The sequence below is a fragment of the Lysinibacillus sp. FW301-JW8 genome, from assembly GCF_058788755.1.
The window spans coordinates 1-26,027 of sequence record NZ_JBYTBB010000013.1 but is presented as its reverse complement, the minus strand read 5'-3'; the positions used below and the strand labels follow the sequence as shown (position 1 = coordinate 26,027).

General features: G+C 37.3%; 24 protein-coding genes. 13 read left to right on the top strand and 11 right to left on the bottom strand.

Annotated features, from left to right (window positions below; all coding sequences use genetic code 11):
* Nucleotides 1-43: 43 nt before the first annotated feature.
* The gene (locus AC3WOM_RS07610) at nt 44-1,066 is read right to left on the bottom strand and encodes a DUF2804 domain-containing protein (RefSeq protein WP_492445964.1); all 1,023 of its coding nucleotides are present in this window, start codon (nt 1,064-1,066) and stop codon (nt 44-46) included.
* Nucleotides 1,067-1,248: 182 nt separating this feature from the next.
* Here AC3WOM_RS07610 and AC3WOM_RS07605 point away from each other — a divergent pair, with 182 nt between their 5' ends.
* Nucleotides 1,249-1,743, top strand: a complete 495-nt coding sequence (locus AC3WOM_RS07605) for an amidase domain-containing protein (RefSeq protein ID WP_492445962.1) — start codon at nt 1,249-1,251, stop codon at nt 1,741-1,743.
* 99 nt (nt 1,744-1,842) lie between these two features.
* The gene (locus AC3WOM_RS07600; RefSeq protein ID WP_427541815.1) at nt 1,843-2,415 is read left to right on the top strand and encodes a nitroreductase family protein; all 573 of its coding nucleotides are present in this window, start codon (nt 1,843-1,845) and stop codon (nt 2,413-2,415) included.
* 53 nt (nt 2,416-2,468) lie between these two features.
* Here AC3WOM_RS07600 and AC3WOM_RS07595 read toward each other — a convergent pair whose 3' ends face one another.
* Entirely contained in the window at nt 2,469-3,851 is a 1,383-nt protein-coding gene (locus tag AC3WOM_RS07595) for a dipeptidase (RefSeq protein ID WP_492445960.1), read from the bottom strand.
* A gap of 294 nt (nt 3,852-4,145) precedes the next feature.
* On the opposite strand from AC3WOM_RS07595, the gene AC3WOM_RS07590 reads away from it, so the two are divergent.
* Together AC3WOM_RS07590 and AC3WOM_RS07585 are read left to right on the top strand one after the other, a co-directional pair.
* A complete protein-coding gene (locus AC3WOM_RS07590) occupies nt 4,146-5,120 on the top strand; it encodes a helix-turn-helix transcriptional regulator (protein WP_492445958.1) in 975 nt (324 codons plus the stop codon).
* Between the two features lie 72 nt (nt 5,121-5,192).
* The gene (locus tag AC3WOM_RS07585; RefSeq protein WP_492445956.1) at nt 5,193-5,648 is read left to right on the top strand and encodes an SRPBCC domain-containing protein; all 456 of its coding nucleotides are present in this window, start codon (nt 5,193-5,195) and stop codon (nt 5,646-5,648) included.
* Between the two features lie 257 nt (nt 5,649-5,905).
* Here AC3WOM_RS07585 and AC3WOM_RS07580 read toward each other — a convergent pair whose 3' ends face one another.
* From AC3WOM_RS07580 to AC3WOM_RS07565, 4 genes are all read right to left on the bottom strand, one after another.
* Nucleotides 5,906-6,562, bottom strand: a complete 657-nt coding sequence (locus AC3WOM_RS07580; protein WP_492445954.1) for a DJ-1/PfpI family protein — start codon at nt 6,560-6,562, stop codon at nt 5,906-5,908.
* A 138-nt stretch (nt 6,563-6,700) separates the two neighbouring features.
* Nucleotides 6,701-7,306 carry a TetR/AcrR family transcriptional regulator gene (locus AC3WOM_RS07575; RefSeq protein WP_427541827.1) on the bottom strand — a complete coding sequence of 202 codons (606 nt, stop codon included), beginning with the start codon at nt 7,304-7,306 and terminating at the stop codon, nt 6,701-6,703.
* A 144-nt stretch (nt 7,307-7,450) separates the two neighbouring features.
* A complete protein-coding gene (locus AC3WOM_RS07570; protein WP_492445953.1) occupies nt 7,451-8,194 on the bottom strand; it encodes an SDR family NAD(P)-dependent oxidoreductase in 744 nt (247 codons plus the stop codon).
* 92 nt (nt 8,195-8,286) lie between these two features.
* Nucleotides 8,287-8,463, bottom strand: a complete 177-nt coding sequence (locus AC3WOM_RS07565) for an SDR family oxidoreductase (protein ID WP_492445952.1) — start codon at nt 8,461-8,463, stop codon at nt 8,287-8,289.
* A gap of 181 nt (nt 8,464-8,644) precedes the next feature.
* Between AC3WOM_RS07565 and AC3WOM_RS07560 the strand changes: the two genes are divergently transcribed.
* Together AC3WOM_RS07560 and AC3WOM_RS07555 are read left to right on the top strand one after the other, a co-directional pair.
* Nucleotides 8,645-9,766 carry a LuxR C-terminal-related transcriptional regulator gene (locus tag AC3WOM_RS07560; RefSeq protein WP_492445950.1) on the top strand — a complete coding sequence of 374 codons (1,122 nt, stop codon included), beginning with the start codon at nt 8,645-8,647 and terminating at the stop codon, nt 9,764-9,766.
* 531 nt (nt 9,767-10,297) lie between these two features.
* On the top strand, nt 10,298-10,846 hold the full coding sequence (locus tag AC3WOM_RS07555) for an RNA polymerase sigma factor (protein ID WP_427541836.1): 549 nt from the start codon (nt 10,298-10,300) through the stop codon (nt 10,844-10,846).
* A gap of 125 nt (nt 10,847-10,971) precedes the next feature.
* On the opposite strand, the gene AC3WOM_RS07550 is transcribed toward AC3WOM_RS07555, so the two are convergent.
* Both AC3WOM_RS07550 and spx read right to left on the bottom strand, forming a co-directional pair.
* Nucleotides 10,972-11,418 (bottom strand): MarR family winged helix-turn-helix transcriptional regulator, encoded by a 447-nt coding sequence (locus AC3WOM_RS07550; RefSeq protein WP_427541839.1) that lies wholly within the window; start codon nt 11,416-11,418, stop codon nt 10,972-10,974.
* A gap of 22 nt (nt 11,419-11,440) precedes the next feature.
* Complete coding sequence (gene spx, locus AC3WOM_RS07545; RefSeq protein WP_004225558.1) at nt 11,441-11,845, bottom strand: transcriptional regulator Spx; 405 nt, start codon at nt 11,843-11,845, stop codon at nt 11,441-11,443.
* A gap of 431 nt (nt 11,846-12,276) precedes the next feature.
* Here spx and AC3WOM_RS07540 point away from each other — a divergent pair, with 431 nt between their 5' ends.
* Entirely contained in the window at nt 12,277-12,552 is a 276-nt protein-coding gene (locus AC3WOM_RS07540) for a hypothetical protein (RefSeq protein WP_492445947.1), read from the top strand.
* Here AC3WOM_RS07540 and AC3WOM_RS07535 read toward each other — a convergent pair.
* From AC3WOM_RS07535 to AC3WOM_RS07525, 3 genes are all read right to left on the bottom strand, one after another.
* Nucleotides 12,549-14,114, bottom strand: coding sequence for an ABC-F family ATP-binding cassette domain-containing protein (locus tag AC3WOM_RS07535; RefSeq protein WP_492445945.1), 1,566 nt, complete (start codon nt 14,112-14,114; stop codon nt 12,549-12,551). The two genes, AC3WOM_RS07540 and AC3WOM_RS07535, sit on opposite strands and share 4 nt — an antisense overlap.
* Nucleotides 14,115-14,148: 34 nt before the next feature.
* Nucleotides 14,149-14,334 carry an SE1832 family protein gene (locus AC3WOM_RS07530; RefSeq protein ID WP_427541846.1) on the bottom strand — a complete coding sequence of 62 codons (186 nt, stop codon included), beginning with the start codon at nt 14,332-14,334 and terminating at the stop codon, nt 14,149-14,151.
* A gap of 199 nt (nt 14,335-14,533) precedes the next feature.
* A complete protein-coding gene (locus tag AC3WOM_RS07525; RefSeq protein WP_427541849.1) occupies nt 14,534-15,580 on the bottom strand; it encodes a PseG/SpsG family protein in 1,047 nt (348 codons plus the stop codon).
* 233 nt (nt 15,581-15,813) lie between these two features.
* Between AC3WOM_RS07525 and AC3WOM_RS07520 the strand changes: the two genes are divergently transcribed.
* From AC3WOM_RS07520 to AC3WOM_RS07495, 6 genes are all read left to right on the top strand, one after another.
* Nucleotides 15,814-16,659 (top strand): NAD(P)H-binding protein, encoded by an 846-nt coding sequence (locus tag AC3WOM_RS07520; RefSeq protein WP_492445943.1) that lies wholly within the window; start codon nt 15,814-15,816, stop codon nt 16,657-16,659.
* 273 nt (nt 16,660-16,932) lie between these two features.
* Entirely contained in the window at nt 16,933-17,487 is a 555-nt protein-coding gene (locus AC3WOM_RS07515; RefSeq protein ID WP_492445941.1) for an NADPH-dependent FMN reductase, read from the top strand.
* Between the two features lie 120 nt (nt 17,488-17,607).
* Nucleotides 17,608-21,390, top strand: coding sequence for a DEAD/DEAH box helicase (locus AC3WOM_RS07510; RefSeq protein WP_492445939.1), 3,783 nt, complete (start codon nt 17,608-17,610; stop codon nt 21,388-21,390).
* Nucleotides 21,391-21,392: 2 nt separating this feature from the next.
* The gene (locus AC3WOM_RS07505) at nt 21,393-22,145 is read left to right on the top strand and encodes a hypothetical protein (RefSeq protein WP_492445938.1); all 753 of its coding nucleotides are present in this window, start codon (nt 21,393-21,395) and stop codon (nt 22,143-22,145) included.
* A 147-nt stretch (nt 22,146-22,292) separates the two neighbouring features.
* Entirely contained in the window at nt 22,293-23,363 is a 1,071-nt protein-coding gene (locus AC3WOM_RS07500) for a glycosyltransferase family 2 protein (protein ID WP_492445936.1), read from the top strand.
* A 332-nt stretch (nt 23,364-23,695) separates the two neighbouring features.
* Nucleotides 23,696-25,888 carry a DNA topoisomerase III gene (locus AC3WOM_RS07495; protein ID WP_492445935.1) on the top strand — a complete coding sequence of 731 codons (2,193 nt, stop codon included), beginning with the start codon at nt 23,696-23,698 and terminating at the stop codon, nt 25,886-25,888.
* Nucleotides 25,889-26,027: the final 139 nt, after the last annotated feature.

The window sequence follows — 26,027 nt, the reverse complement described above, 5'->3', positions numbered from 1 at the left end:
CTGATACATGAATATCAGCGCGCTTGAGCCTAGTAATAATCCTTTACCATTTTGCACGATGCTCTTCGATACAGCCGAGCATTTGCTGAATAACAAGTGTTTCACCGTTATCGAGTAAAATTGAGCCAGCGTAATAACCAAACATTTGATGAACCTCAGATTTAACAAGCCCAGCATTTGTAGTGGCAACACGTTCAAAAAAGGGAGAGAAGGTTAAGGAAATTTGATTGGAGAATTTAGACTTTACCTTCCATCTTTGCATATAATCCTCCCGATCATAATGAAACAATAAATCCTCATGAATTTTTGTCATTTTTCCATCTACAAAAACGGCATTCTCTGTCATGCCAGTTCCATCGGTCCATTTTCCGCCTAAGTTGAGGCCAATACGTCTACCTCGAACTCGCTGCGAAGCCATTCCCCAATTCCAAGTAGCCTCACGTGGCCAAATTCCTCGACCATAATCTAATACCGCAAAGTTTTCCTCTGGAGAGAATGTAAAACGGCGAGTACCGATTGTCACAACACCTGAAGTTGGAAGTATATGATGCTTGCCAGTAAATTGAAAGGTTTTACGGTTCCAAGGGATGACTACATTTAAGGTTTCATCTGCAGGTGGATGCTGAATGATAAGCTTTGCACGTAAAACGTCTCCATCAAAGTTTGGAATTGAAACAGAAAGATGTGTTTCATTTTTGATATAGGCCATATCAATCATCATTTCACTATTTTTGAATGTTACAGATTCTAGCACTTGAGTAGGCATTTTTAGCTTTCCGCCCAATGGAATCGTTATTGTTTTTTCAAAGTAGCGCTGAGTTTCATATTCAAGGAAATAGACGAAGCAGACCGCTGCATAGTCTAGATGACTGATTGTCGCAGAGAATAAGATTTCATCACCGTAGACACACCAATAGTTCCATTTCTTTTTGCGCATGATATGACCGCTTAAATTGCTGTTTATAAGAGGCTTTCGTGCAAATCCGATGGCAGCTGGATTTAAATTACCTTTTTTATCGCATAAAAGAGTGGTTTGTAAAATCTCCTTTTCAGCATGCTGCTTCACATTCAACATCCCTTCTGGTCATAAAATAAAAGTCTATACTTTGTTAACCCTATTGTAGCAAAAACTATCTTAAAATTGGAAAAGATAGTGTTAAATCAGACCTCTTTCATCAATTATGCGAATAAGGACCTAATTAATAGAAATCCCAATGCTTACATATCATGAACATAAGGAGGGAAGGCGTGGCGAAAATGTATAACAGACAGGCTGCTGTACAGTACGCAAATTTGTGGTGGAACAGACGAAATCCAGCATTTCCAAACTTTACGGTTGATTGTACAAATTATATATCGCAATGCTTACTTGCTGGTGGGGCGCCAATGCGAGGAGCACCGAGTAGGGATAGAGGCTGGTGGATTCAACAGGGCAATTGGAGCTTTAGCTGGTCTGTTGCACATTCCCTGAGATGGTATTTGGAAGGCTCAAAAACTGGACTGAAGGGGAGGCGGGTTCAATCCGCTGAGGAATTGGATCTTGGTGATGTGATTTTTTATGATTTCCAAGGTGACGGAAGAATTGACCATTCTGTTATTGTGACAAGTATTCAGAATGGTGTTCCTTATGTGAATGCTCATACTTCAGATAGTATTAATCGACCGTATCTTTACGAGGATTCTACAGCTTTTACACCAAGCATGACTTATTATTTCTATCATATAGATGATAGTTTTGCTTAGAAAGATAGCTGTTTTAAAGCTCATCATTTTGTGATAATGTGGAAGATAGAAGAGATCCATTATAATACGATGTAATGTTATAGAAGGAGATAGTATACTATGAGCGAACAATTTTTGTCTGTTAGGGATGCCATAATTCAACGTCGTTCCATTAAAAAATTTAATGGGCAGCCAGTAGATCGTGAAGATTTATTGGAGGTTATCGATGATGCTGTATGGGCACCAAATCATGGAAATCGAGAGCCTTGGCGTTTAGTTGTTGCATGTGGTAAGGAGTTATTTGGACTTCATGATTTATTGCGAGATTTAACGATACCTAAATGGCAAGAGCTTTCTAACGAGGACTTAACAAAGCAAATGACAAAATTCACGTTAGCAGGCGGCTATGCTTTTGTCATCGTTCCAGAGGATGCTCGTCAAAAAGAGCGTTTAGAGGATTACGCTGCAGCAAGTATCTTTATTCAAAACATTCAATTGCTAGCATGGGATAGAGGAATTGGTTCCTGCTGGAAAACGCCTGCTTTCTTAGATCAGCCAAAATTTCGTGAGGCTTTAAACGTACAGCCTGGTGAACGTATAATTGCAATGCTGCAAGTTGGCTATTTTGATGAAGTTCCAAAAGGAAAAGAACGTAAACAATCAGCAGAAATTGTCACGATTTTTGGAGAATAAAATTATAAAATCCCCTCGCTTATAGTGACGAGGGGAATTTGTTTTTCATATAATTATTTTTGTAATGTAGCCACTTCAAATAAATAATCGCTTAGAACACGCAGTCCTTTATCGAAATTTTCTAAATGAAAGTGTTCATTTGGAGCATGGAAGTTTTCACTAGACAAACCAAAGCCCATTAGTACAACTGGTAATTCTAAAATTTCATCAAAGGCAGCCACGATAGGAATTGAACCGCCACCACGTGTATAAGCAGTTGGGACGTTATATACTTTTTCATATGATCGACCAGCAGCTTGGATGAATGGGTGATCAAATGGTGTTAAGAATGGACGACCTTTATCGAATTCAGAGATTGCTACTTCAACACCAACTGGCTTGTGTTTTTCAACATGCGCCTTTAACAGTGCTACAATTTCTTCGGGTTCTTGATTTGGCACAAGACGGCATGTGATTTTAGCGCCAGCCTCAGCTGGAAGGACTGTTTTAATGCCTTCGCCTGAGAAACCGCCAAACACACCATTTACCTCTAATGTCGGACGTGCCCAAGTACGCTCTAAATAGGAATAACCAGCCTCACCGAATAATTCCTTGACGCCAACCTCATCCTTCACTGATTCCTCATCGAAATCAAGTGCACGATATGCTTCACGTTCTTCTTCAGTTAATGGTAATACTTTGTCATAGAAGCCTTCAACTTGAATTGTGCCATGCTCATCACGGAAGGATGCCAAAATTTCTGCTAATGCATGGATAGCATTTTGTACACCCCCACCATAAAGACCAGAGTGCAAATCACCTTTAGCTCCACGAATATCAATTTGAATACCTGTTAAACCACGTAAACCATAGCATACTGCTGGCTTACCAGGACCATAAAGCCCAGTATCAGAAATTAAAATTAAGTCTGCTGCTAATTTTCCCTTATGCTCTTCTACAAAGGCAGGTAGGTTTGGACTTCCGATTTCTTCTTCGCCCTCATAAATGAATTTAACATTGACTGGTAGTGTACCTGTAGTTGCAAATAGTGCCTCAATCATTTTAAGGTGCATAAACACTTGCCCTTTATCATCACTAGCACCACGAGCAAATAACTTATTGTCGCGAATTGTAGGATCAAACGGCTCACTTTCCCATAAATTTAATGGATCTACAGGTTGTACATCATAATGACCATAAAACAGAATAGTCGGTTTGCCCTCAGCATGTAGCCAATCAGCGTAAACAACAGGGTGACCGGCAGTTTGAGTGATGGAGATATTTTCAAGATTTAGTTTTTCAAACGCATTAGAAAGCCATTGTGCGGCCTTTTGAATATCACCTTTATGCTCAGATAAAGAGCTAATACTAGGAATACGTAAAAATTCCATTAATTCATTCAAATGCTCCTCACGATGTTCTGCGAAGTAAGCATCTAGTTGCTGTAAATTTGTCATCTAACATCCCTCTTTCTAATTATTTCGATAATAGAAATAGTATAACATAATTTTCTTACAGGAATAAAAACGAGAAGAAGTAGAAGGCACATCAGGTTTTTTTCAATAGCATTCACAGTATTATTTTTCATCAAACTTTATTAAAAGCTTTAGCGATATTTTTTATAATAAAGTAGAATGTTCTTCAGAGTAAACTCCGTAAGTGGATTAATGAAAAGGTAAACATAGGTTTCCATTTATGATATTTCACTAATTTTACGCTTTTTTGAATCCATGAGAAAGGAATCATTATACATGTCTAAAATGGTTAATATGCTTTCTATATTATGGCTCCTCAAAACGAGGAAACAATTGACTGCTAAGGAGCTAGCAGAGGAATTAGAAATCAGTATTCGTACGGTGTACCGCTATATTGATGCATTGTGCGCAAGTGGAGTACCAATCATTTCAGATGCAGGACATAATGGTGGGTACAGTTTATTGAATGAGTTTACAAAGGCACCTTTATTTTTTAACCTGGATGAGCAAAAAGCACTTGTTCATGCTGCAAAATTTGCAATAGATGCAGGGTATCCCTTTAGTGAAACGTTAGATGAAGCAATTTCTAAGTTAAAAATGTATACAAATGAGGAACAATTAAATCATATCAATCGGCATTTAAGAGGATTTGAAGTCATCCATCCTACTATTGAATCGTCTTTGAAATCCAATCTTCGAGATTTGGAAATTGCTGTTGCCGAAAGTTATAGATTAGTTATTGTTTATCAAAAAGATAAGGGGATTGAGCCACAATCACGCCACATAGATCCTTATGGTCTTGTTTATTGGAAAGGTAAGTGGTACACAGTTGCTTATTGCCATCTGCGCGAAGAAATTCGAAGTTTTCGAGTTGATCGTATTCAATCATTATTCAGAACAGATGAAAAATTTGACAGGCCCTCGGGGTTTTCAGCACGTACTTTCTTTTTAAAGGGTCTTTTACCTGATTCAAGTCAGCTTGAAAAACTCATTTCTGTCCGTATCAAAGGCAATGCGCATGCGCTTGATGATTTATGCCAGCATTGGCTATTTAGTCATACTTTAATAGAACGAAAAAATGACCAAGCTCTTTTTAAGGTTGATAAAGACTCTATTGATAGCTTCGTACCTCACTTTCTTCTCTCCTATGGTAAATCCATTACTATTTTGGAGCCAACTTTACTACAGGAAAAAATGGCAACAATCAGCTTTGAATTATTCAATTATTATCAAAATACTTCACTTCACTGACCGTACTTGTCAGTGAAGTTTTTTTACAATGTACATGTTCTAAATTAAATTTTTTTTGGAGGCATAAAAATTATGAAGGATTTGAAGTATCAATTTTATATTGCAGGTACACCGGAGGAAGTATGGAAGGCACTTATCTCTCCCGAGGGTACAAAACAAATTTATTATGGGTCCATCATTAAATCTACATTTCAAGTGGGCGATCTCTTGGAGTATGTCGGTCCTGGAGTAGATGGAGATGAAACTGTGCATGTTTACGGGAATGTATTGGAATATGAACCAAATCAGTTACTTCAATTTACTCACTATCCTGGAAAGTCATATATAAAAGATGATTATGCATTAGAATCACGAATTTCCTATTTTTTAGAACCTATTGGCTCATCCACGAAATTGACACTCATTCATGACCAGTGGAAAGAAGGCGATTCCACTTATGAAAACAGCGACAAGGCTTGGTGGATGATATTAAGTAATACAAAGACTTTAGTAGAAACAGGAAGTACTCTAGATTTTGGTGAGTGTTAATAATCCGTCACAAATGGGTTATCAGAAAGGGAGTAGTAGAGCGTATTTCCTTACTAATTTGTATCTAAAGATTTATGTATCTCATTGATTGTGAAATAAACAATTTTAATTGTATAAAAAACTTAACCATGGTCTAGAATTTTTCACATATTAAGCTGTACAATTATCGGGCACGAAACTGTAGAGAATAATCCATTTTGACTAAACTTTCTTCAAAGTGGATTATTCTTATATTTCAAGCTTAATTTTTATATAAATTACATTTCAGGCTCTTTCTCAGAAAGCTCATGAAGTAGCTTTTTAATATTTTCAATTAAAGGTGCCGGGGCTTTTTTTATTGATCCTGTATCGAACGGTGGTTGTGGATCATACTCCAATATTAATTGAACCCCTTTACCAAGATCCTCTCCAAACTCCCAAGCAACTAATTGAAGAGCCATGTCAATACCTGAGGAGATTCCAGCCGCTGTTACTATTTTGTCTTGGCGAACAACTCTTTCTTCTGTTGGAATTGCACCAAGCGATTGAAGAATGTCAAAAGAACCCCAGTGACTAGTTGCCACTACATCATTCAATAAACCAGCAGCACTTAAAATCAATGAACCATTGCATACAGATGTAGTCCATTTAGTAGTCTCGTGCATTTTACAAATCCAGTTTAATGTTTCTTCGTCATTCATTGGATTTTTGTAGTTAGGGGGACTACAGCCAGGAACGACAAGAATATCAGCAGATGTAATTTCCGAAAAGCTATAATCTGCATGTAAATAACCCATTTTAGAATCCAGCTTTACAATTCCTTTTTCCTTAGCAACAAATTTCACATTGCATTGCTGTGTAGCTGCAAATACCTCATAGGGACCAATTGCATCTAATGCTGTAATTCCATCATATAGCATGATTGTAACTTCCATCATCATCTCTCCTTAAAGATTATTTCAGACCGGACCGTCCGGTCTGAAATAATCTTATATGTTCTTACTAGTATTTTCAATCTAATAATTGTTACATTTTCGTGAAGAGGAAATAAAAAAACCAAGAGGAATTGAGTTTTAGACCTCTTGATTCTTAGCTGAGTAGTATTGTAGTAGTATTTTTATTTGTTGAATGCTATGGAGCATGTGCTCATTATTTAAGGATAAACGACTTGCCATAATAGCACCCTCTAAAGTAGAAAATAAAAAAGAGGCTATAGAATAGGAATCTATATCTTCGCTAAATTCCTGTGAGCAAATTCCTTCCTCAATAATAGAGTGTATAAAATGTAATGTTTCGTTATGGGCCTTTGCAGCTAACTCATGAAGTTCTTGGAAGCCGTCATCACTTTCGATAGCTGTATTAAGAAGGGGGCAACCACCATCTACTGGAGGATTGTGAACAGCATCTTGATAAATTTCAAACATGGCTATTAATTTATCTGTAGCTGAAGCTTTAAATTGCGTTGCTTCAAAATAATGCTTCCAAATGATTTCCATGGAATAAACAAAAGAAGCAATAGCAATTTCATTTTTGTTTTCAAAACGTCTATAAATGGCTCCCTTTGGTAATCCAGTTGCATTCATAATATCCTGTATAGAGGTTAGATTGTAGCCTTGTTTATTAAATAATTTAAGTGAGGTTTGGATAATCAGATCACGAGTTATATCTTCCTTCATCATTTATTGTCCTCCGTTACACGCTAATAATAAAACAGTATAGCATAATGTAATCGGCAAATTTGATACTAATAAAGAGTTTCTACATGGTATCAATAAAATAAGGTCTGGTTCCTGACAGATTCCAGAATCAGACCTTATGTTCAATTAATGCGCTGTATAGCCACCATCTACAAGAAGAGTTGTGCCATTTACAAAGCTTGCATCATCACTAGCTAAAAATAGGACAGCTTTCGCTATTTCCTCTGGTTTACCTAATCTACCTTGCGGATGAAGTGATGCTAAATATTCTTTCTTTTGAGCATCTACTGCCGCAAGAAGGGGAGTGTCAATATATCCAGGGCAAACCGCATTGACACGGATGCCTTCTTTCGCATAAGCAGTACAAAGATTTTGTGTTAAAAGCTTAACGCCACCTTTTGCAGAGGAGTAGGCTGTTGGATTTGGTAGAGCTACAAAGCTATGAATTGAGCCTGCATTGACGATGACACCGCCAGTTCCTTGTTTAAGGAATTGTTCAATGGCATATTTATCAGAAAGAAATACACCTGATAAATTAATATCAATGGTTCTTTTCCATTTTTCGTAGGATAGTTCATGTGCAGGAGCATCATCTGCAACGCCCGCATTGGCATACATAATATCGAGCTTACCGTATTTATTAACGGTTTCATTAATCAAGTTTATAATGTCTTCTTCTTTTGTTACATCGGATTTCACGAAAAGTGTATCATAGCCATTATGATTTAATTCTTCTGAGATACTTTGTCCACGATCTGAGAAATCCGCAATTACAACTTTGGCACCCTCTTCAACAAATAGGCGAACAGTCGCTTCACCAATACCACTTGCGCCACCTGTTACAATAGCTACTTTATCTTTTAGTTTCATAGTTAATCCCGTCCTTTATTCCGTAATAACCCGATTGGTGAATACTAATAAACAATGGGTATGGAGAAAATCCCCACTGATTAAGTCTCACTTTATTTTGCTGTTGCTCCGCCATCAATGACGATTTCTGCACCTGTCGAAAAAGAAGATTCATCGGATGCTAAAAATAACACCATATTAGCAACTTCTTTAGCAAATAATAGTGCAGTCTCTTTACCGATTCCTGTACCTCCACCTGTGATGATGGCCACTTTATTTTCCATTCTCATAACAAGCACGCACTCTTCTCTAGCTTTATGATGACCTTTGGCAGTAGAAATATTCGCTAATTGCTAACGATACTTTCATCATACTCGTTTCATTTTGAAATACTATCCTATAAGATGCTGTATAATAGAGAGTGAATATCCTTCATTTATAGGGGGTATTTTAGACGAAGGAGAAAAATCAATGACGCATCCATTTCATTTATATGAGGAAATCACGTTTCAAGAATTCGTCTTGTTTATTAAAGTTCACAGCAAACAGATTGAAGAAAATATAAATATTTATCTCAATTTAGAGCCAACTATTTCAGAGATAGATCGAAAAAGCACGACTATGCTGTTGGATTCGTTTATTCGACTTTTAACACATATGAACATTGAGGATATAGATGGGGAATATGAAAGCTATTTAGATACATGGCTACAATCGCAGCTAGCGATTATCAATACGAGAAGCTTTAATCTGTTTCAATTAATTTTTGAAAAGGCGTTAATTACTTTTATGATTCAACATAAATATAGTCGAATGCATGCAATTTTCATGCTCTTACTATCGATTTTTACTTATCTTGTACAGAAATGTGAGGGGGAGAATAAGGCAACATATATGCCATTAGAAGATGAAAAACTAAAAAATCTTTTATCATTGGATCAATTGAATAAGCTATTAATCCGTTCCTCTGGCTATCAAGATTTAGCCTATATTTTAAGAAAGTGCGAGGAGTATTTTCAATATAAAAGATGTGTCTTTTATGCGTATGTGCCATGGTCCAATCAATTCTATGGAGCAATTGGTGCGGAGCTTCCGAAAGTACAGAGCATGAAAGGGCAGCTTACAGAACAGCATTCAGTTTTTGACTCCAAGAAGCCAATTTACTTAAAGAATCCTAAAAATTACGTTAAAGAGGAGCATATTAAATTATTTAACTTATCTTCCGTTATCTTTGTACCGATTGTTCATCAAGATCAATTATTTGGTTGGCTTACATTTGATCAACTAGGAGAGGAATTTGATTGCTCTAAAGAAGAGTTAGAGTTACTTGCCCAAGTGGGGAAACGTTTAGGCTTATTTTTATCACGAAAGGGTAAAAATAAGGAGGTTTCTTCCGAGCTACATTTAACAGAAAGGGAATCTATGATTTTAGGATTGCTGGCGGAAGGGTATGACAATAAAAAAATAGGTAGTTTATTGTTTTTAAGTGAGCATACCGTCAGAGATTATGTCAGTAGTTTAATGACAAAGTTAAAAGCAAAAAATCGTACGCAGGTTGTTGCCTCTGCTTTTCGCCTGGGGCTGTTAAATTAGATAAAGGTTGATAAAACGATGTTCTTTCATGCCGGTTATGCATAAATCTTATCCTATAGCTCCCACTAGATTTACAAGTGTATTGTATGGTTTCTGCTGGTTTGTAACACTATCAATCGAAATATTTGTTACATGGAGACAACAAAATCAAGCCGAAACACTAAAAAAATTCCTCTCATTTTTAACACATTATATTGAAATGTAGAGGCACAATTGATAAATGAAAAACTGCTCACCTGCTATTACGGTATGGCAGTTTCTTTTTTTTGTTTATGAAATAACAGAAAAATAAAAATATTGATTTACACGAATACTATTGAAACTAACATAAAAAATAGGGAAGTGGTGCATGATAAAACGGTTATTTAGGGATAAGAAATATAGTAGTAAAACAATTTTTACGAATATTACAAGTAATAGTATCTAAGCTTACATGATTGTAATGAAATTGAAAGCCAATACGATAGAGTGTAATACATTATTTTGCGAGAATGTGTATAGAAGCAAGAACAAGAAGCGGAGGAATACACAATGAATGAAAAATTAGAAGGCGTATATGAGGAATTTAATCGTTACATATACCATTTATGTTTAAAACTTACTCGCAATAATGTAGAAGCTGAAGATTTAATGCAAGAAGTTTGGGTAAAAGTTGTTCGCTATGAAGATAGCGTGGCCGAAGTGGAGCATATTAAAGCTTGGCTTACTACAATTACGATGAATACATTTAGAGATCGCTATCGCAAAAAAGTGCGACGTAGTAAATATATGATGAACCAACCTGAAACATTAGACGTTCCGATTTTAGATTTGGTTCCCAACAATGATATTTCAACGGAAGAAAAAATTGAAAAAGATATCGTTACGAAATTAGTACAGGATAAAATGGAGCAATTAGATGGTATCTATCGAAAAACGTTATGGTATTTCTACATAGACCAATATTCACTTGCCGAAATCTCTACGATTATGAAAGTTTCCATTGGAACTGTGAAATCTCGTTTATTCCGTGCAAAGGCTCGTTTAAAAGAAATGCTAATGTCTGATGTGTCAATTGTAGAAGCGGTGCTGCCAGCATAATAGTATGAATTGGCCGCAAAGCGCAATTACTTAGACGGAAGTATTCGAACGGCTAAATGAAAAAGGGATGCATTGCAAAATGATTTGCGATGCATCCTTTTTATATTTTATAAACTTGATAAAGGTCATTCCTGTCGGTTTGGATCAAACTCAAGTAAACATTTTGCGAAAATATCACGAAGTGTTTGAACCTCCTCAGCTGAGAGCATACCAAACATATTGGTGATAATTTCACTTACTTGCTGGCGGGATTCCTTTAAAATATTTTCGCCTTCCGAAGTGATCACTAATTGTGAGGCTCGTCTATCTGTTGCGTGCTGTGTTTTTTCAATAAAGCCAGCATTTATTAGCTTACTTGTTAACACAGTGACACCACCTGTTGTCACTTTTAACCGATCAGCAATGGCAGAAGGGCGCTTTGGACCCTCCTGCGATAAATAGTCTAAAATTAAAATATGGGATTTTGAAAAGCCGAGTACATTATGATTATTCCACTCGTTCGCCCACTTACGCTCAATGGAAAATACGACTTCAAACAACGAGGTAATGGCTTTCTGTTTTTCTTGATCCATATAGGTCATCTCCAAAACTGTTTTAACTTTCTTGTGCCAATCTTGTCATCGCATTTAATTCGTAAGCACGTACTTTACGTGGAATAAAACGACGGATGTCCATTTCATTGTACCCAACTTGAATACGTTTTTCATCAATTATGATTGGGCTACGTAGCATTCTTGGATGAGCTTGAATAATAGCAAATAGCTCTTGAATTGAAAGTTGGTCAATATCAATATTTAAATTTTTAAAATCATTTGAGTTTGTTGCGATAATTTCGTCTGTTCCATCCTCTGTCATGCTTAAAATTTCTTTGAACTCTGCAAGTGTCAGTGGATGTGAAGTAATACGTTTTTCTTTATATTCAATATTGTGATCTTTTAACCATTTAAGTGCTTTTCTGGATGAAGAACAGCTCGCCTGTGAGTAAATTGTAACTGTCATTCTTCATTCCTCGCTTTCTTTTTTAGATTATATTTTATAAATATCTTATTAGTAAGTTAAATAGGTTATACATATATCTTACTAGTAAGCTATATATAAATCAATAGTTAATTAAAAAAACTTCATAGAAAAATGCTATTTTTTCAACTACATTAAAGTATACGCAGAAGAGAACGAAAAGTTTCGTAAAATCAGCTTACAATGATGTAAGTTTATCCAATACTCATGTATGAAGAACATAGGATGTGGAGAGTAAATCTAATAGATGGAAAGAGAGTCTGATTTAGAGAAAGAGCTATAGCAGTTATTCCACTGATTATATTATGATGAAATATTGGCGTTTATGCATAAAAAATATCTATTTATATTTTTGGAGAGTTGGTCGATGGGTAGAGCGGGGGAATGCTCGGGTAGAGGAAGGAGTTGCTCAGGTGAGTAGAGGAACCGCTCGGGTAGCTGAAGAAAGTGCTCAGGTAGTCAGTAGAACCGCTCGGGTAGTTGAAGAAAGTGCTCAGGTAGTCAGAGTAACCGCTCGGGTAGTCGAAGAAAGTGCTCAGGTAAGTGGAAGAACTGCTCGGACAGCCAAAAAAACCGCTCAGGTAACTGGAGGAATGGCTCAGATTAGCCAGAAAATCGCTTCTCAATCAAAAAAGAGGGCAGTCCCAAGTGATAGATTCATCACACTGGAACGGCCCCGATTAAATTAGCTTTGTTGTCCTGAAGTAAACCAATCTTGGACGTTCCAAACTTTAGTTGCGAGACCTTCATAAAAATCAGGCTCATGGCTAACGAGTACGATTGTTCCTTTAAATTCCTTCATGGCACGTTTTAATTCGTCTTTTGCATCAACATCTAAGTGATTTGTAGGTTCGTCAAATACTAGCCAGTTTGCTTCTTCCATCATCAGCTTACATAAGCGCACCTTTGCTTGCTCACCGCCAGATAAAGAGTTAAGAGGGCGAGTAATATGCTCCGTTTTTAGTCCCGAGCGTGCTAATGCTGCTCGTACTTGAGCTTGCTCCATTGAAGGGAAGGCATTCCAAACATCATCGATTGGCGTAATTTTATCAGCCTTTACTTCCTGTTCAAAGTAGGACGGATAAAGGTAATCCCCACGAACAACCTTTCCATCTAGCGGATTGATTTTACCAAGCATCGTTTTTAACAATGTAGATTTCCCAACGCCATTCATCCCAACAAGTGCGATTTTTTCGCCTCTCTCAATATTGAAAGTCAATGGGGGCAGTAATGGTTTTTCCTTGTCATAGCCAATCACTAGGTTTTCGGCCTCCACCACATAACGGCTTGATGAACGTGCCTCTTTAAAGCTGAATTCAGGTTTTACTGCAGTTTCAGGACGATCAATACGTTCTAAACGATCAAGCTGTTTTGCGCGAGATTTTGCACGGCCTGTCGTTGAATAGCGCGCTTTATTTTTTGCGATGAAATCCTCTTGTTTCTTAATGAACTCTTGTTGCTTTTCATAAGCTTCAATATGCTGACGTTTATTAATTTCAGCAAGCTCTAGAAACTTTTCATAGGTTGCAGTATAGCGAGTTAATTTAGAAAATTCCAGCTGGAAAATCACGTCTACTGTTTCATTCATAAACTCTGTATCATGCGAAATTAATAAGAAAGCATGTGGATAATTCTTTAAATAGATTTTCAACCATGAAATATGTTCTTCATCTAGATAGTTCGTCGGCTCATCCAATAATAAAACTTTGGGCTTTTCTAATAAAAGCTTTGCTAGTAAAACCTTTGTACGTTGTCCGCCAGAAAGAGCAGCAACATCACGCTCTAATCCGATTGCGTCAAGACCTAGACCGCGTGCAACCTCTTCAATTTTCATATCAAGTGTATAGAAATCACCTGCGTCAAGAGCATCCTGTACCTCAGCCATTTGCTCTAATAACACCTCTAATTCCTCAGGTGTTGCGTCAGCCATTTTTCCGGTAATGTCATTCAGTTCTTCTTCTTTTTTATATAAAGGAAGAAAGGCATCGCGTAATACATCGCGCATAGTACGACCAGCCGTCAATACAGTATGTTGATCTAAATAACCATAATGAGTTCCCGGCAGCCATTCTACCTTGCCAGTATCGTGAATTGCTTGGCCTGTAATGATACCCATTAATGTAGATTTACCAACACCGTTTGCCCCTACAAGTCCAATATGATCCCCTTCTACTAAGCGAAAGGATACATCCTTAAAAAGAGTGCGGTCACCGAATGAATGACCTAAATTTTCAACTGTTAATATTGCCATATATGTTCCTCCAACTATTTATCCTGTTTATATCTTAAAGTTCTGTTAATTGTTTATTTAACTCTGCTAGTTTTGCTTCCATATTCGCAAGGCGTTGCTCTGCTTTTGCCACCTGATCATTATGACCAGTGGATTCGAGTTTTTCAATATCGCCCTGTAAATTTATATAATCCATTTTTAGCTCTTTAATTTGGTATTCAATGTCGCTTTTTGTTGGCATGATGATTGCTCCTTTTACATATTTGTATTGCGAATGCGTATAAAAGCGATGGAGGCTTTTCACATCCCCCACCGCTTATTTGTTAAAATCAATCGGGTACGTATCATGTTTGAAATCACAAATGCTATACCAGAATCCAATGGATAAACATAAGTGAAAAATTCTAATATATTGTATCATATTCACCTTCAAAGTAGCACTAAGTTGAAGCGATATTATGTCGATCGTAAGCGAAATCTAATAGCATGGAATGCAGTGTTTCATTATTACCGTCAAGATTTAGCTGTCGTTGTTTTTTGACAGCTCTTTCACTTCGAGCCTCATGTAATAGGAACTCCATAACAGCATTTTGAATTTGTGATTGCTTCATTTTACGACCAAGACCAAGATGAATAAAGCCGTTTTGCTCTCGAGGAAATGCATGTAGAAGCTCAGCCTCTGTCTGTGCAAGCGTAATACAAGGAACGCCATACGAGGCGACTTTATAAGGTGTGTAATTGGCATTACAAATCATAACATCGGTCTTTGGTAGTAGTTTTAGGAGTGCATTTTTGTCGCGAAGAATAGCTGTGTTGCGACGACTGAGCACCATCATCTGCAAATCCTCAATTGCATGTTGATAGCTATCATCAATCATCACGGTAATTTGTAGTGGAATTTGTAGCTGCGTTAAGTGTCGAAGAGTGCGGTAGGTAAGGTTATGCTCGTCCCCATCCTCAAAAGCAACAACGATATGGGGTGGGTCTTCAGGTGTTTTACTTTCTGGAATATCTTTGAAGTTCTGATATACTTCAGGTACTGCGAAAACAAAGCTACCGCCTATATAATGTGATGGTAAGTAATCTTTCACTTCTTGATAGAGTGCTAGTAAAACACAGTCACAAGCTTGACCACCATCACCAAAATCGTCAAAGTGAAGTATAGTCTTGCAGAATGGACGTAAATTCTCTACTTGCCAGCTTTCAGAGTTACGACCATCCCTTACAATTAAATCAGGTTGTAGTTCCTTTATTTGTTTTGGTAGTTCATCAAAATGGTCGAATAAAATTGGCGAAAGGTTTTCATGCATTAAAATTTGAATCCCATCATTTGAAGGGGTTTTTACAAATATCAAAATTTTTTCATTTGTAAATAGCTTGGCTAACGTTGCAACCCGTTCAAAAGGATACAGCCCTTTATCAATACAGCTTTCAATAATGAAAACAATCGTCTTTTTCAGCTCTGTTGCTTGAGTTTCGTTTTGCAAATGTATCCCATCCTTTCATCTGTCTATTTAAATTATGGTGAATAATGGGCAAGTATGTGTAAAAATTAGGATTAGATTATTTGGAATATGAAACTCTTTCAATCTGATAACCTTTGATAAAGCCTTTACTGTTAAAAGTTTGTGATAAAAAACACTTCTTTTACCGATAAATAAAGTAGATAGCTTAACAGTATTGTTTTGTTAGGTATACGAATGTGAAGGGGGTACATCCAATGGGAATGCGTGCAGCAATTGTTGTAGGGGCTACAGGTTTAACTGGTACCTCACTTGTGGAACAATTATGTGAAAATGATGAATATGTTTCAGTTTTGGTTATTGCTCGAAGAAAGCCCATGTTTACGCATCCAAAGCTTGAAGTGAAAATCCGTGATTTTGATACTTTAGAAGAAAAGGATATAGAATTTGCGCATGAATTGTATTGTTGTTTAGGGACAACGATAAAAAAAGCGGGTTCTCGTGAAATGTTCGAAAAAGTTGATTTTGAATATCCACTTGCTATCGCCTCATTAGCAAAAAAACGTGGTATCCCACATATGCTTGTGATTACAGCGATGGGGGCAAATGAGAGTTCTCCATTTTACTATAATCGTGTAAAGGGGAAGCTAGAGCATGATCTTATAGAGCTAGGCTTACAGAGACTTTCAATAATACGCCCATCATTATTAGTGGGTGAGCGAGAGGAATTTCGCTTAGGTGAAAAGGCAGGAGAGAAAATGTTGAAGGTGGCCAAACCTCTATTAGTGGGGCCACTTAAACGTTCGAGGGCAATTGATGCCTCACAGGTTGCAAAAGCGATGATCGTTATTGCACTACATGGTAAGAAGCAGCCTGTTTCGATTTATCAATCTCAAGAGTTAGCGAAGTTAGATTTCCCAGAAATAAAGGAAGAGGATGTTTTGCGAGAGAATTTATTTAATTGGGAAAAGCACAAATTATCTTCTGAAATTGATGAAGGCGACAAAGTAAACCGAGAAGTCATCATAAATCGGGATAAATATAAAATTGAGGAAACCGTTGTAGATAAGGAAGTTAATTTTCATCATCGAGAGGATGAATAAAAAATGCTCCCTCAACAAAACGAGGGCACTGAAAAAGTCGATTTGCACCACTTTTTTGTGGCAAATCGACTTTTTCAAGTTTTTACTTCTAACAAAAGAGAGATTTCTAAATAAAAAAGCCCTTTTTAGTTTTTTAGTGCCCCTCAATAAAACGAGGGAATTGTGTTCCGCCTAAAGACTGAATTTACGTTTTTCACTATTGCTCTGCTTTTCGAGCATCTATTCATTTGTTACAATATTATTGTAGAAGATGACTGTGGAGGCAAAGTGAAAATGAAAATTTTACTCGTTGATGGCACAATGTTTGGTCGTAAAACAGGTGCTATTTTAGAGCAGGTGGAGCAGTATATTAAGGAATTAAATGCTAGTTTCGATTTAGAAATTATGCATTTTAGTCAATATAAGCATCAAATTGTTGACGGTTCACCGTTAAATGATGATATGAAGAACATGATTCAGAAATTCGAGGAAGCGGATGCGTATATTATTGCCACACCGATTTTCCAAGCATCGATTCCAGGTGTTTTGAAAAATGCTTTTGATTTCTTACATCCGAAAACAATGCGCTATAAGCCAGTGTCAATCGTAGCAAATGGTGGTACCTATCAACACCATTTAGTAGTAGAAAATCAATTAAAGCCGATTTTAGACTACTTCCGTGCACTTGTTACACCTAACTATGTGTACACACATACATCTCATTTTGATGCAGACAATCATATTATAGATGAAGATGTTCATAATCGCTTACGTGAGTTGGCTCGTGTGTTTGTTCAGTATTGTGAAATGAGCAAAACATTGCCGAAAGAAACGATTGACCAACATTAAGATTCAAGCTTTATCCCTTGTATGGTGGAAGAAAATCACTATGCAGGGGATTTTTCTTTTTAAGTATCCTTTTTCATTGTGATAAAATAGGATTTTAGCGATCGGAAAGGAGGGCTGCTCATGCAGGACATCGCTTTACTAGAAAAGCAACGCTGTACTCTTATTTTGACCAATAAGGCCAAGGAAGTGGTAGAGGAATGCTCAGCAAATGAGCATGCCTTTTTTGCGTTACAAAAATCTTTTACTGTCTACATAGAAAAGCGGAAAGCTAAAACGATTGGCGAAACGTTTTTATCCGTTTATTTTAATGCTGAACATAATGAAAAACTAAACGAAGTTCTAGCAAAAAAAACAGCCATTATGGATTGTGTGCTAAAGGTGGAGGGCCTGTTAGCTACAAATATTCGTTTTGTCCATATGCATGGTCCGATTAATACCAATCGACGCTTACCAGCAGCATTACAATTTATTACAAAGCCTAATAATGGTGCGGGTATTCCTCTTGAGCTTCATACAAAGATTAGAGAGCTGCCGATAGCTGAGGAACGTACAGAATATGTGAAAAAGCGTATTTCGAGCTGGGAAGGCTATTTAAAAATTCAAGAACGTGATGCGACTATTGATGATATTCATACAGAATTTAAGCAAAACTATTTTAATGAAGATTTTTCTAGGCTCACGATTGTTTGTCCATATATAAAATCTAAGGAATGGAAGAAGCTTGAAGGTTTAAGCGTTAGCATTCAAGGAGTTCGTGGTGAAGTTGGACAAGTACTAAAAACAAATGCAGGGAAACAGACAGTAGAAATTGACCTGAAGCCTTTTGTGCAGAATTTGGCTCGTAAAGATCAGCTGCATTTACGTTCTAAACAGGCAAGCTTTAGTAATTTTGCTACATTGAGTCAGATTAGGCGTTTACGCAATGGTTTTACAAAGCTTGAGAAGGGTGAGGCCGTTAATCCTCATTTAGAAACAGTCTTATTTGAAAGACGCCCAACTGTTCGAGCTTCAAAGCTACGTGAGGATATTGTTTTTCATAATCATTTGAATGAATATCAGCAGCGAGCCGTCCTAGGGGCATTATCTGTTGAAGATTTGTACGTAATTCAAGGTCCTCCTGGAACGGGAAAGACAACTGTTATTTCAGAGATTTGTCAGCAAAATGTCAAGGCTGGATTAAAAACACTTGTTGCTTCTCAATCTAATTTAGCGGTTGATAATGCATTAGGACGCCTTCTCTCCAATCAGGAAATTCGAATTTTACGCTATGGTAGAACAGAAAGCATTGAAGAAGAAGGTAAAAAATTTATTGAGGAAAATGTTGCTCTTCACTGGCGTGAGCAAACTCTCGCAGCGATTAAAGAGGAAATTTCAGCCTTTACTGAGCGTGAACAAGAGCTAAAAGCAGGCATAAACAAGGCTAACGAAGAGCAGATCAAACTTAAGGTATGGCTTGAGGACCTGACAAAAGAGATAGCGGCAAAAGAGCAGGCAGCTATAGATGAGCCCGTTTTACAGCAGGAGATTCAAGCTTTAAAAAAAGAATTAAAGGCTACAAAAGCTGAGCAGCAGGAGTGTGAGGCGCAAAAAGAGCACTATGAAAAACAACTGGCACAAATTGAGCCTACTGTAAAGTTGCTTGAGCAGGTTCTTATTGAAAATCCATCAGCTGAGCAGCTGCAAAATGTGATTCAGGAGACTACTAAAAAGATTGAGCAACTAGAAGCCGCTGCCCAATATAAGGAGCTACAGGAGCAAAAGCAACAGTTAGCTTTCCAGTTTAAGGATATCCAAGTGAAATATGAGGAAGAAAGCAATCGACTGCATTTAATGAAGGACGCACAAAAATATATTGGTACTTTACTTTCCTATGAGCGAATTCAGCGATTTTTACAGCATTATCAAATACAACCATCCTATGTACTAACACAGCAAATTGAAAAGGTTCAGCATTTAGAGGATGCTAAAGATGTAAATGCATGGGCAACGATTAATAGGCGTCTACAAAAGGCCATTGCTAAGCTTGAGTCATTGCTTGCAGATGATGCGAGAGAACGCGCCCTTGCTAAAAGTAGAGTACAGCCAGTTCAGTCGTTTTCATTACAAAATCTAACAGGTGTCTTTGCACAGCTCAATCAAGCCTTTCAAGATGGGCAATCACCATCAACTGAGCAGCTTGAAAGCTATTTACTGGGACTGTATATGCGTCGTGATTTTGTCTGGCAAAAAGGTGTTGCCCTCAAACAGCAACAGCAGCATAAAGATCAAGAATTTGATTTGCTGCGTAAAAATATTAGCTCTTTAATTCATCAAGAATGTGCCATTACGAGCTTTGACGTTCAAAGCTTACAGAGACAATTGCAGCCATTTATACAGCATACAGAACGACTACAGCAGCTAGCTGAAACATTCCAAATAGATGTTGAACCAGAGGAATCTGTAGAGCAGTTGAAAATGCTTGTATCACAATCAAAATCTGCCTTTCAGACCACGCAAAAGCAGCTAGAAGCAGTTGAGCAGGCAAATGTACAGCTCCTGCCAAAGAAAGCAGTACTTCAAACAGCGCAAACTAGCTTACAAGAAATTGAACAGCAGCTTTCACAAATAGACGAAAGCCTAAAGGAAATAAATATTGCTGGATTAAAGAAGGAAAAGCAACTCACAGCTTGCACTAAGCTCCTGCAATCAACACCAGAACGCACGTATGAGGAAGTAGAAGAAGCGATTAAATCATCTCAAACAGCTTTAGAGGAAATGAAACGTAAGGAACAGCAGCTACCTTTAAGGAAAAGATTACAGGAGCAATGGCGTGACAAGCTACAAAACGCTACTGAATATGATTTAGATGAGATTCGTAAATTATATGTACGTCATGCTAATGTTATTGGTACAACATGCGTTGCTTCGGCAAGTAAGGAGTTTATGGAAAACTATCCTACATTTGATGTAGTTATAATTGATGAAGTATCCAAAGCAACACCCCCAGAGCTCTTATTACCAATGCTAAAGGGGAAGAAGATTATCTTAGTGGGCGATCATCATCAGCTACCGCCATTACTTGGAGATGATACGTTAGAGGAAACCTTAAAGACGATGCTGGATGAAAATCCAAACTTTGAGGGTGCACAGGAATTAAAGAACTTGCTGCGTGAATCCTTATTTGAACGTTTATTTAATAATCTGCCTCATAGTCATAAGCAAATGCTTGCATTGCAGTACCGTATGCATGAAAAAATCATGCATAGTATTACACCGTTTTATGCGAAGGAAGAGAATGGCTTACAATGTGGTTTACCAGATTCCGATGCTGCACGCGACCATTGCTTAGAAGGTCAGTTTGTTAACCGAGATGACCATTTGTTGTGGATTGATATTCCTACTGAAAAACCTTATCTGGAGGAGCAGGTAAAGGGAGGAACGAGTCGTTACAATGAGGGTGAATTACAAACTATTCGACGTATTTTAATAGATTTAAATAATGCTGTTATCGCAGCAAAAGAGGCTGGTCGAATGCCACAAGATGCACAAAAAAGTGTTGGTGTCATTAGCTTCTATGGTGAGCAGGTTAAGAGAATAAATCGTCTTCTTCAGCAGGAATTACAGTTACCCCATCTCCAATTTAGAACAGGAACTGTCGATAAGTTCCAAGGGATGGAGATGGACGTCATATTAGTTAGTATGGTCCGTAATACCCCTAAAGGAGGAGATATTGGCTTTGCAAGAGATTATCGCCGTTTAAATGTCGCCTTATCTCGTGCGCGAGAACTATTACTACTTGTTGGAAGTGCTGAGATGTTTGCAAAACGTGCCAAGCATCAGGATACACAAGAAATGTATAGCAATCTCTTAAATACAGTAAAATCCTATAATGGCTTGCGTAATCATGAAGGACAGGTGATGTAGATTTGTCAAAATTACAGCAACGCTTAATGCGCGAACTTCAACAAAATCGAACGATTAAAATTGTTAAAACGGCTGAATGGTGTATTCCAATACGCACGGTAGAGGTGACATATGAACCTGTACGGCGTTCAACAATGGATGTTTTAATGACGATGCTGTTAATTAGCATACAGGAAGCGAATTTTAGTAGTGCACAGGAGCTAAGTGAGCTGTTACTGGTAGATCCTTTATTCATAGAGGATTTAGTGTTATTAATGTCTAGAGTAAGTCTAATTGAGAAACAGGAAGGCTTTTATCAATTAACCTCTAAAGGACAGCAGCAGCTAGAGCGTGGAATTTTTGAGGAAGAGCTAGAGCTGGAGATGGCTACCCTATATTATAGTCCATGTCATCTCGCATTTCTTACAGTTGACGTGGATCATATGGAGGAATATGAAGAGCTACCAGAGCTATATCGCTATGTGGATAAAGAGGCAGAGCAGCAGGAGCATTTTGAAGAAGCTACATTAATAGCTGCACTTCAGCAAGAGGATGACGAAGAAGCTGGCATCTCTCAAAAAATAATCTCAAAAATTGTTCAAGCAGACGCAAAGCAAATTAATGATATTCCATGCCTTGAATTTGTTCTTTATGATAAAGAGCAGGATGTTCTGTTTGCACGTGTTTGGAACACCTTATTACATCAATGGGATCAACACCTTGAACAACAGCTCACAGAAAAAGAACAACTGCGATGGCGTGAACAATATTTATAAGGCAAAAACGAACGTGATTAGCGTTCGTTTTTTTTTGCATTTAGAAGAAGCTGGGCGATAACTGAAAAAATAAGGTGATAAATTGAAAAAATGTTTCGATATATCGATGAGTCTGCATATATTACTACAAATAAAAGGAGGGGACATATGTTTACGATTAGTTTATGTATGATTGTTAGAAACGAAGAATGTATTATTGAAAGATGCCTAGATTCTGTTCAGCATGTAGTGGATGAAATCAATATTATTGATACGGGATCGACTGATTGTACAAAAGATATAGTCCAAAACTATACCTCACGTATTTACGATTTTATATGGTGTGATGATTTTGCAAAGGTACGAAACTTTTCCTTTCAGCAGGCAACGAAAGATTATATCCTGTGGCTTGATGCAGATGATGTGATAACAAGTGAACATCAACAAAGGCTACTTCAGCTTAAACATTCTTTGTATCCTAATGTTGATGCTGTTTCTATGGATTATGATATAACACTAGATGCAGATGGCTGTGTAGAGTCACGTGAAAAAAGATATCGTCTTGTAAAACGACTGTGTCATTTTCAGTGGCATGGTGCTGTCCACGAATATTTAGAAGTATCAGGCCAGCTTTATCATAGTGATATAGCGGTGACACATTTACCTTTAACAAGAGATGCTCATCGTAATATTCGTATTTATGAGCGTTTAAAGAAAGACGGGCATTCATTTTCAGCTAGGGATACATTCCATTATGCCAATGAATTAAAAAATCATCAGCGTTTTTTAGAAGCTATTAATCAATATCATGGCTTCCTAGATTTTGTAACAGGCTCTGCTGATGATAAAATTCAGGCTTGCTTAAATTTAGCGGATTGCTATCAGGAGCTGCATGATGTCAAACAAGCGAATCAAGTTATATTGCAATCATTATTGTATGATCGGCCAAGACCAGAAACATGCTGCCGAATGGGTCTATTTTTTATGGATCAATTTAAAAATAAAGAGGCGATTTACTGGTACTCACAAGCTTTACAGCAGTCTTCGGAACAGCTATTTAGTATTCATAAGCCTGCATTTTCTACATGGCTTCCACATTTACAGTTAAGCCTGCTCTACAATCGTTTGCGTCTCTACGAAAATGCCCATCAACATAATGAAGCAGCCCATCAATACAAACCGAATGACTCACGTATACTTGAGAATCGAAAATACTTGCTAAAGCAGTTAAAAAAATAATGAATTGAGATGACTTTAAGGGAAAGGAACTTCAATAAAATGAACATAAATACCATGACCAATTAACACTGAAATAATAACAACAACGGTCATAAAAATCACATTTCGAGGTCTGAAATTTCGTGCCTCCATCTGATTCAACTCCTTTTTAATTTGAAGAGTATTCTGTCAATTCAACATATGTTTGGAGAGTTAGAGTATGCAATATTTTTTGATGCAGAGAAAAGGACAAATTCATATGAGTGAATGTGCACTTAAATCACAAAAAAACTGAATATGTAAAGCTCTTGTGCTATATTAAACACAATGATTGACGAAAGGATGTTTACAATTTGGCTAAAAGTTTAGTACTAGCAGAAAAACCTTCAGTAGCACGCGATATAGCGAATGTACTGAAGTGTCATAAAAAAGGGAACGGATTTTTAGAGGGAGATAAATATATAGTAACTTGGGCACTTGGTCATTTAGTAACACTAGCAGATCCAGAAAGCTACGATGTGAAATATAAAACATGGAATTTGGAAGATTTACCAATGCTGCCTGAACGTCTTCGCTTAACAGTAATTAAGCAATCAGGAAAGCAATATAATGCCGTAAAATCACAATTAAATCGTAGTGATGTAAAAGAAATTATTATTGCAACAGATGCTGGACGCGAAGGTGAATTAGTAGCGCGCTGGATTATTGCAAAAGCAAATGTGAAAAAGCCAATGAAACGACTATGGATTTCATCTGTCACAGATAAAGCCATTAAAGAGGGATTTGCGAATTTAAAGCCGGGTAACAACTATGATAATTTATATGCTGCTGCTGTTGCCCGTTCAGAAGCTGATTGGTACATTGGCTTAAATGCAACGCGTGCATTGACTACAAGATTTAATGCACAGTTGAACTGTGGTCGTGTGCAAACCCCAACTGTGGCAATTATTGCTACGCGTGAAGATGAAATTAAAAACTTCAAGCCACAAACCTATTATGGTATTGAAGCACAAACAGATTCCTTAAAACTTACATGGCAAGACGCAAATGGCAATTCACGTAGCTTTAATAAAGAAAAAATAGACGTTATTGTCAAAGCATTGGGCAGTCAGGATGCAAAGATTGTTTCACTTGACCGCAAGCCTAAAAAATCATTTGCCCCCGGTCTTTATGATTTAACAGAATTACAACGTGATGCCAATAAATTTTTTGGCTATTCGGCAAAAGAAACGTTAAATATTATGCAAAAGCTCTATGAATCTCATAAAGTACTAACATATCCTCGTACAGATTCGCGTTATTTATCATCTGATATTGTAGGCACATTACCTGAGCGTCTCAAAGCATGTGGTATTGGCGAATATCGTTCATTAACAAATAAAATCTTAACAAAGCCAATTAAAGCGAATAAATCGTTTGTAGATGATAGTAAAGTTTCTGATCATCATGCCATCATTCCAACTGAAGGCTATGTGAATATATCTGCATTTAATGATAAAGAGCGTAAAATTTATGATTTAGTGGTTAAGAGATTTTTAGCTGTCTTATTCCCAGCACATGAATATGAGCAGTTAACAGTGCAAGCTCAAATCGGTAATGAAAAATTTATAGCTAAAGGGAAAACAGTAATAAATGCTGGTTGGAAAGAGGTTTATCAAAATCGATTTGATGATGATGAATCCACTGATGATGTAAAGGAGCAACTGCTTCCGCGTTTAGAGCAAGGACAAGTAATAAAAACAAAGCTAATTGCCCAAACATCAGGTCAAACTAAGCCACCTGCACGCTTTACAGAGGCAACCTTACTATCGGCTATGGAAAATCCCACGAAGTATATGGATACCAATGATAAGAAGCTTGCAGATACGTTAAAATCGACAGGTGGACTAGGAACAGTTGCTACACGTGCAGATATAATTGACAAGCTTTTCAACTCTTTCTTAATTGAAAAACGTGGAGGTAAAGATATTTATATCACCTCTAAGGGACTTCAGCTCCTGGACCTAGTGCCAGAAGAATTGCGTTCTCCTACTACGACAGCCGAGTGGGAACAAAAGCTTGAGTTAATCGCAAAAGGAAAACTGAAAAAAGATGCGTTCATTCATGAAATGAAAGAACATACAAAAGAAATTGTAGCTGAAATAAAAGGCAGTGCTAAAAAATATAAGCACGATAATATTTCAACAAAATCCTGTCCTGATTGTGGTAAGCCAATGCTAGAGGTTAATGGTAAAAAAGGCAAGATGCTTGTATGCCAAGATCGAGAATGTGGCCACCGTAAAAATGTATCCCGTGTCACAAACGCACGATGCCCGCAATGTAAGAAAAAGCTAGAGCTTCGTGGTGAAGGAGAAGGGCAAATCTTTGTATGTAAATGTGGATATCGTGAAAAATTATCAGCATTTGAAGCCCGTCGTAAAAAAGAAGGCGGCGGAAAAGTTGATAAGCGCAGTGTGCAGAAATACTTGAAGCAGCAAGAGAAAGAGGCTGAGCCGATTAATAATGCATTTGCAGATTTGTTAAAAGGTTTAAAATTAGACGAATAACTCTAGAAAGCAGCAGTTTATGTTAAACAGCTGCCTTCATAGTGTTGAAAAACTAAATGATCAAGGGACTCTTTGTGAACACTCCTAAGTCAAATGAAGGTGATCTCCGTTCCAGGCTACTCGCTTTCCTGTGGGCGAG

Excerpts from the sequence above, each read along its gene's own strand:
- AC3WOM_RS07510 (WP_492445939.1), top strand. The coding sequence starts at position 17,608 with ATGCAGGACATCGCTTTACTAGAAAAGCAACGCTGTACTCTTATTTTG.
- AC3WOM_RS07520 (WP_492445943.1), top strand. The coding sequence starts at position 15,814 with ATGGGAATGCGTGCAGCAATTGTTGTAGGGGCTACAGGTTTAACTGGT.
- AC3WOM_RS07555 (WP_427541836.1), top strand. The coding sequence starts at position 10,298 with ATGAATGAAAAATTAGAAGGCGTATATGAGGAATTTAATCGTTACATA.
- AC3WOM_RS07590 (WP_492445958.1), top strand. The coding sequence starts at position 4,146 with ATGTCTAAAATGGTTAATATGCTTTCTATATTATGGCTCCTCAAAACG.
- AC3WOM_RS07565 (WP_492445952.1), bottom strand. The coding sequence starts at position 8,463 with ATGAGAATGGAAAATAAAGTGGCCATCATCACAGGTGGAGGTACAGGA.
- AC3WOM_RS07500 (WP_492445936.1), top strand. The coding sequence starts at position 22,293 with ATGTTTACGATTAGTTTATGTATGATTGTTAGAAACGAAGAATGTATT.
- AC3WOM_RS07530 (WP_427541846.1), bottom strand. The coding sequence starts at position 14,334 with ATGCCAACAAAAAGCGACATTGAATACCAAATTAAAGAGCTAAAAATG.
- AC3WOM_RS07560 (WP_492445950.1), top strand. The coding sequence starts at position 8,645 with ATGACGCATCCATTTCATTTATATGAGGAAATCACGTTTCAAGAATTC.
- AC3WOM_RS07585 (WP_492445956.1), top strand. The coding sequence starts at position 5,193 with ATGAAGGATTTGAAGTATCAATTTTATATTGCAGGTACACCGGAGGAA.
- AC3WOM_RS07595 (WP_492445960.1), bottom strand. The coding sequence starts at position 3,851 with ATGACAAATTTACAGCAACTAGATGCTTACTTCGCAGAACATCGTGAG.
- AC3WOM_RS07600 (WP_427541815.1), top strand. The coding sequence starts at position 1,843 with ATGAGCGAACAATTTTTGTCTGTTAGGGATGCCATAATTCAACGTCGT.
- AC3WOM_RS07575 (WP_427541827.1), bottom strand. The coding sequence starts at position 7,306 with ATGATGAAGGAAGATATAACTCGTGATCTGATTATCCAAACCTCACTT.
- AC3WOM_RS07570 (WP_492445953.1), bottom strand. The coding sequence starts at position 8,194 with ATGAAACTAAAAGATAAAGTAGCTATTGTAACAGGTGGCGCAAGTGGT.
- AC3WOM_RS07535 (WP_492445945.1), bottom strand. The coding sequence starts at position 14,114 with ATGGCAATATTAACAGTTGAAAATTTAGGTCATTCATTCGGTGACCGC.
- AC3WOM_RS07515 (WP_492445941.1), top strand. The coding sequence starts at position 16,933 with ATGAAAATTTTACTCGTTGATGGCACAATGTTTGGTCGTAAAACAGGT.
- AC3WOM_RS07580 (WP_492445954.1), bottom strand. The coding sequence starts at position 6,562 with ATGGAAGTTACAATCATGCTATATGATGGAATTACAGCATTAGATGCA.
- AC3WOM_RS07550 (WP_427541839.1), bottom strand. The coding sequence starts at position 11,418 with ATGGATCAAGAAAAACAGAAAGCCATTACCTCGTTGTTTGAAGTCGTA.
- spx (WP_004225558.1), bottom strand. The coding sequence starts at position 11,845 with ATGACAGTTACAATTTACTCACAGGCGAGCTGTTCTTCATCCAGAAAA.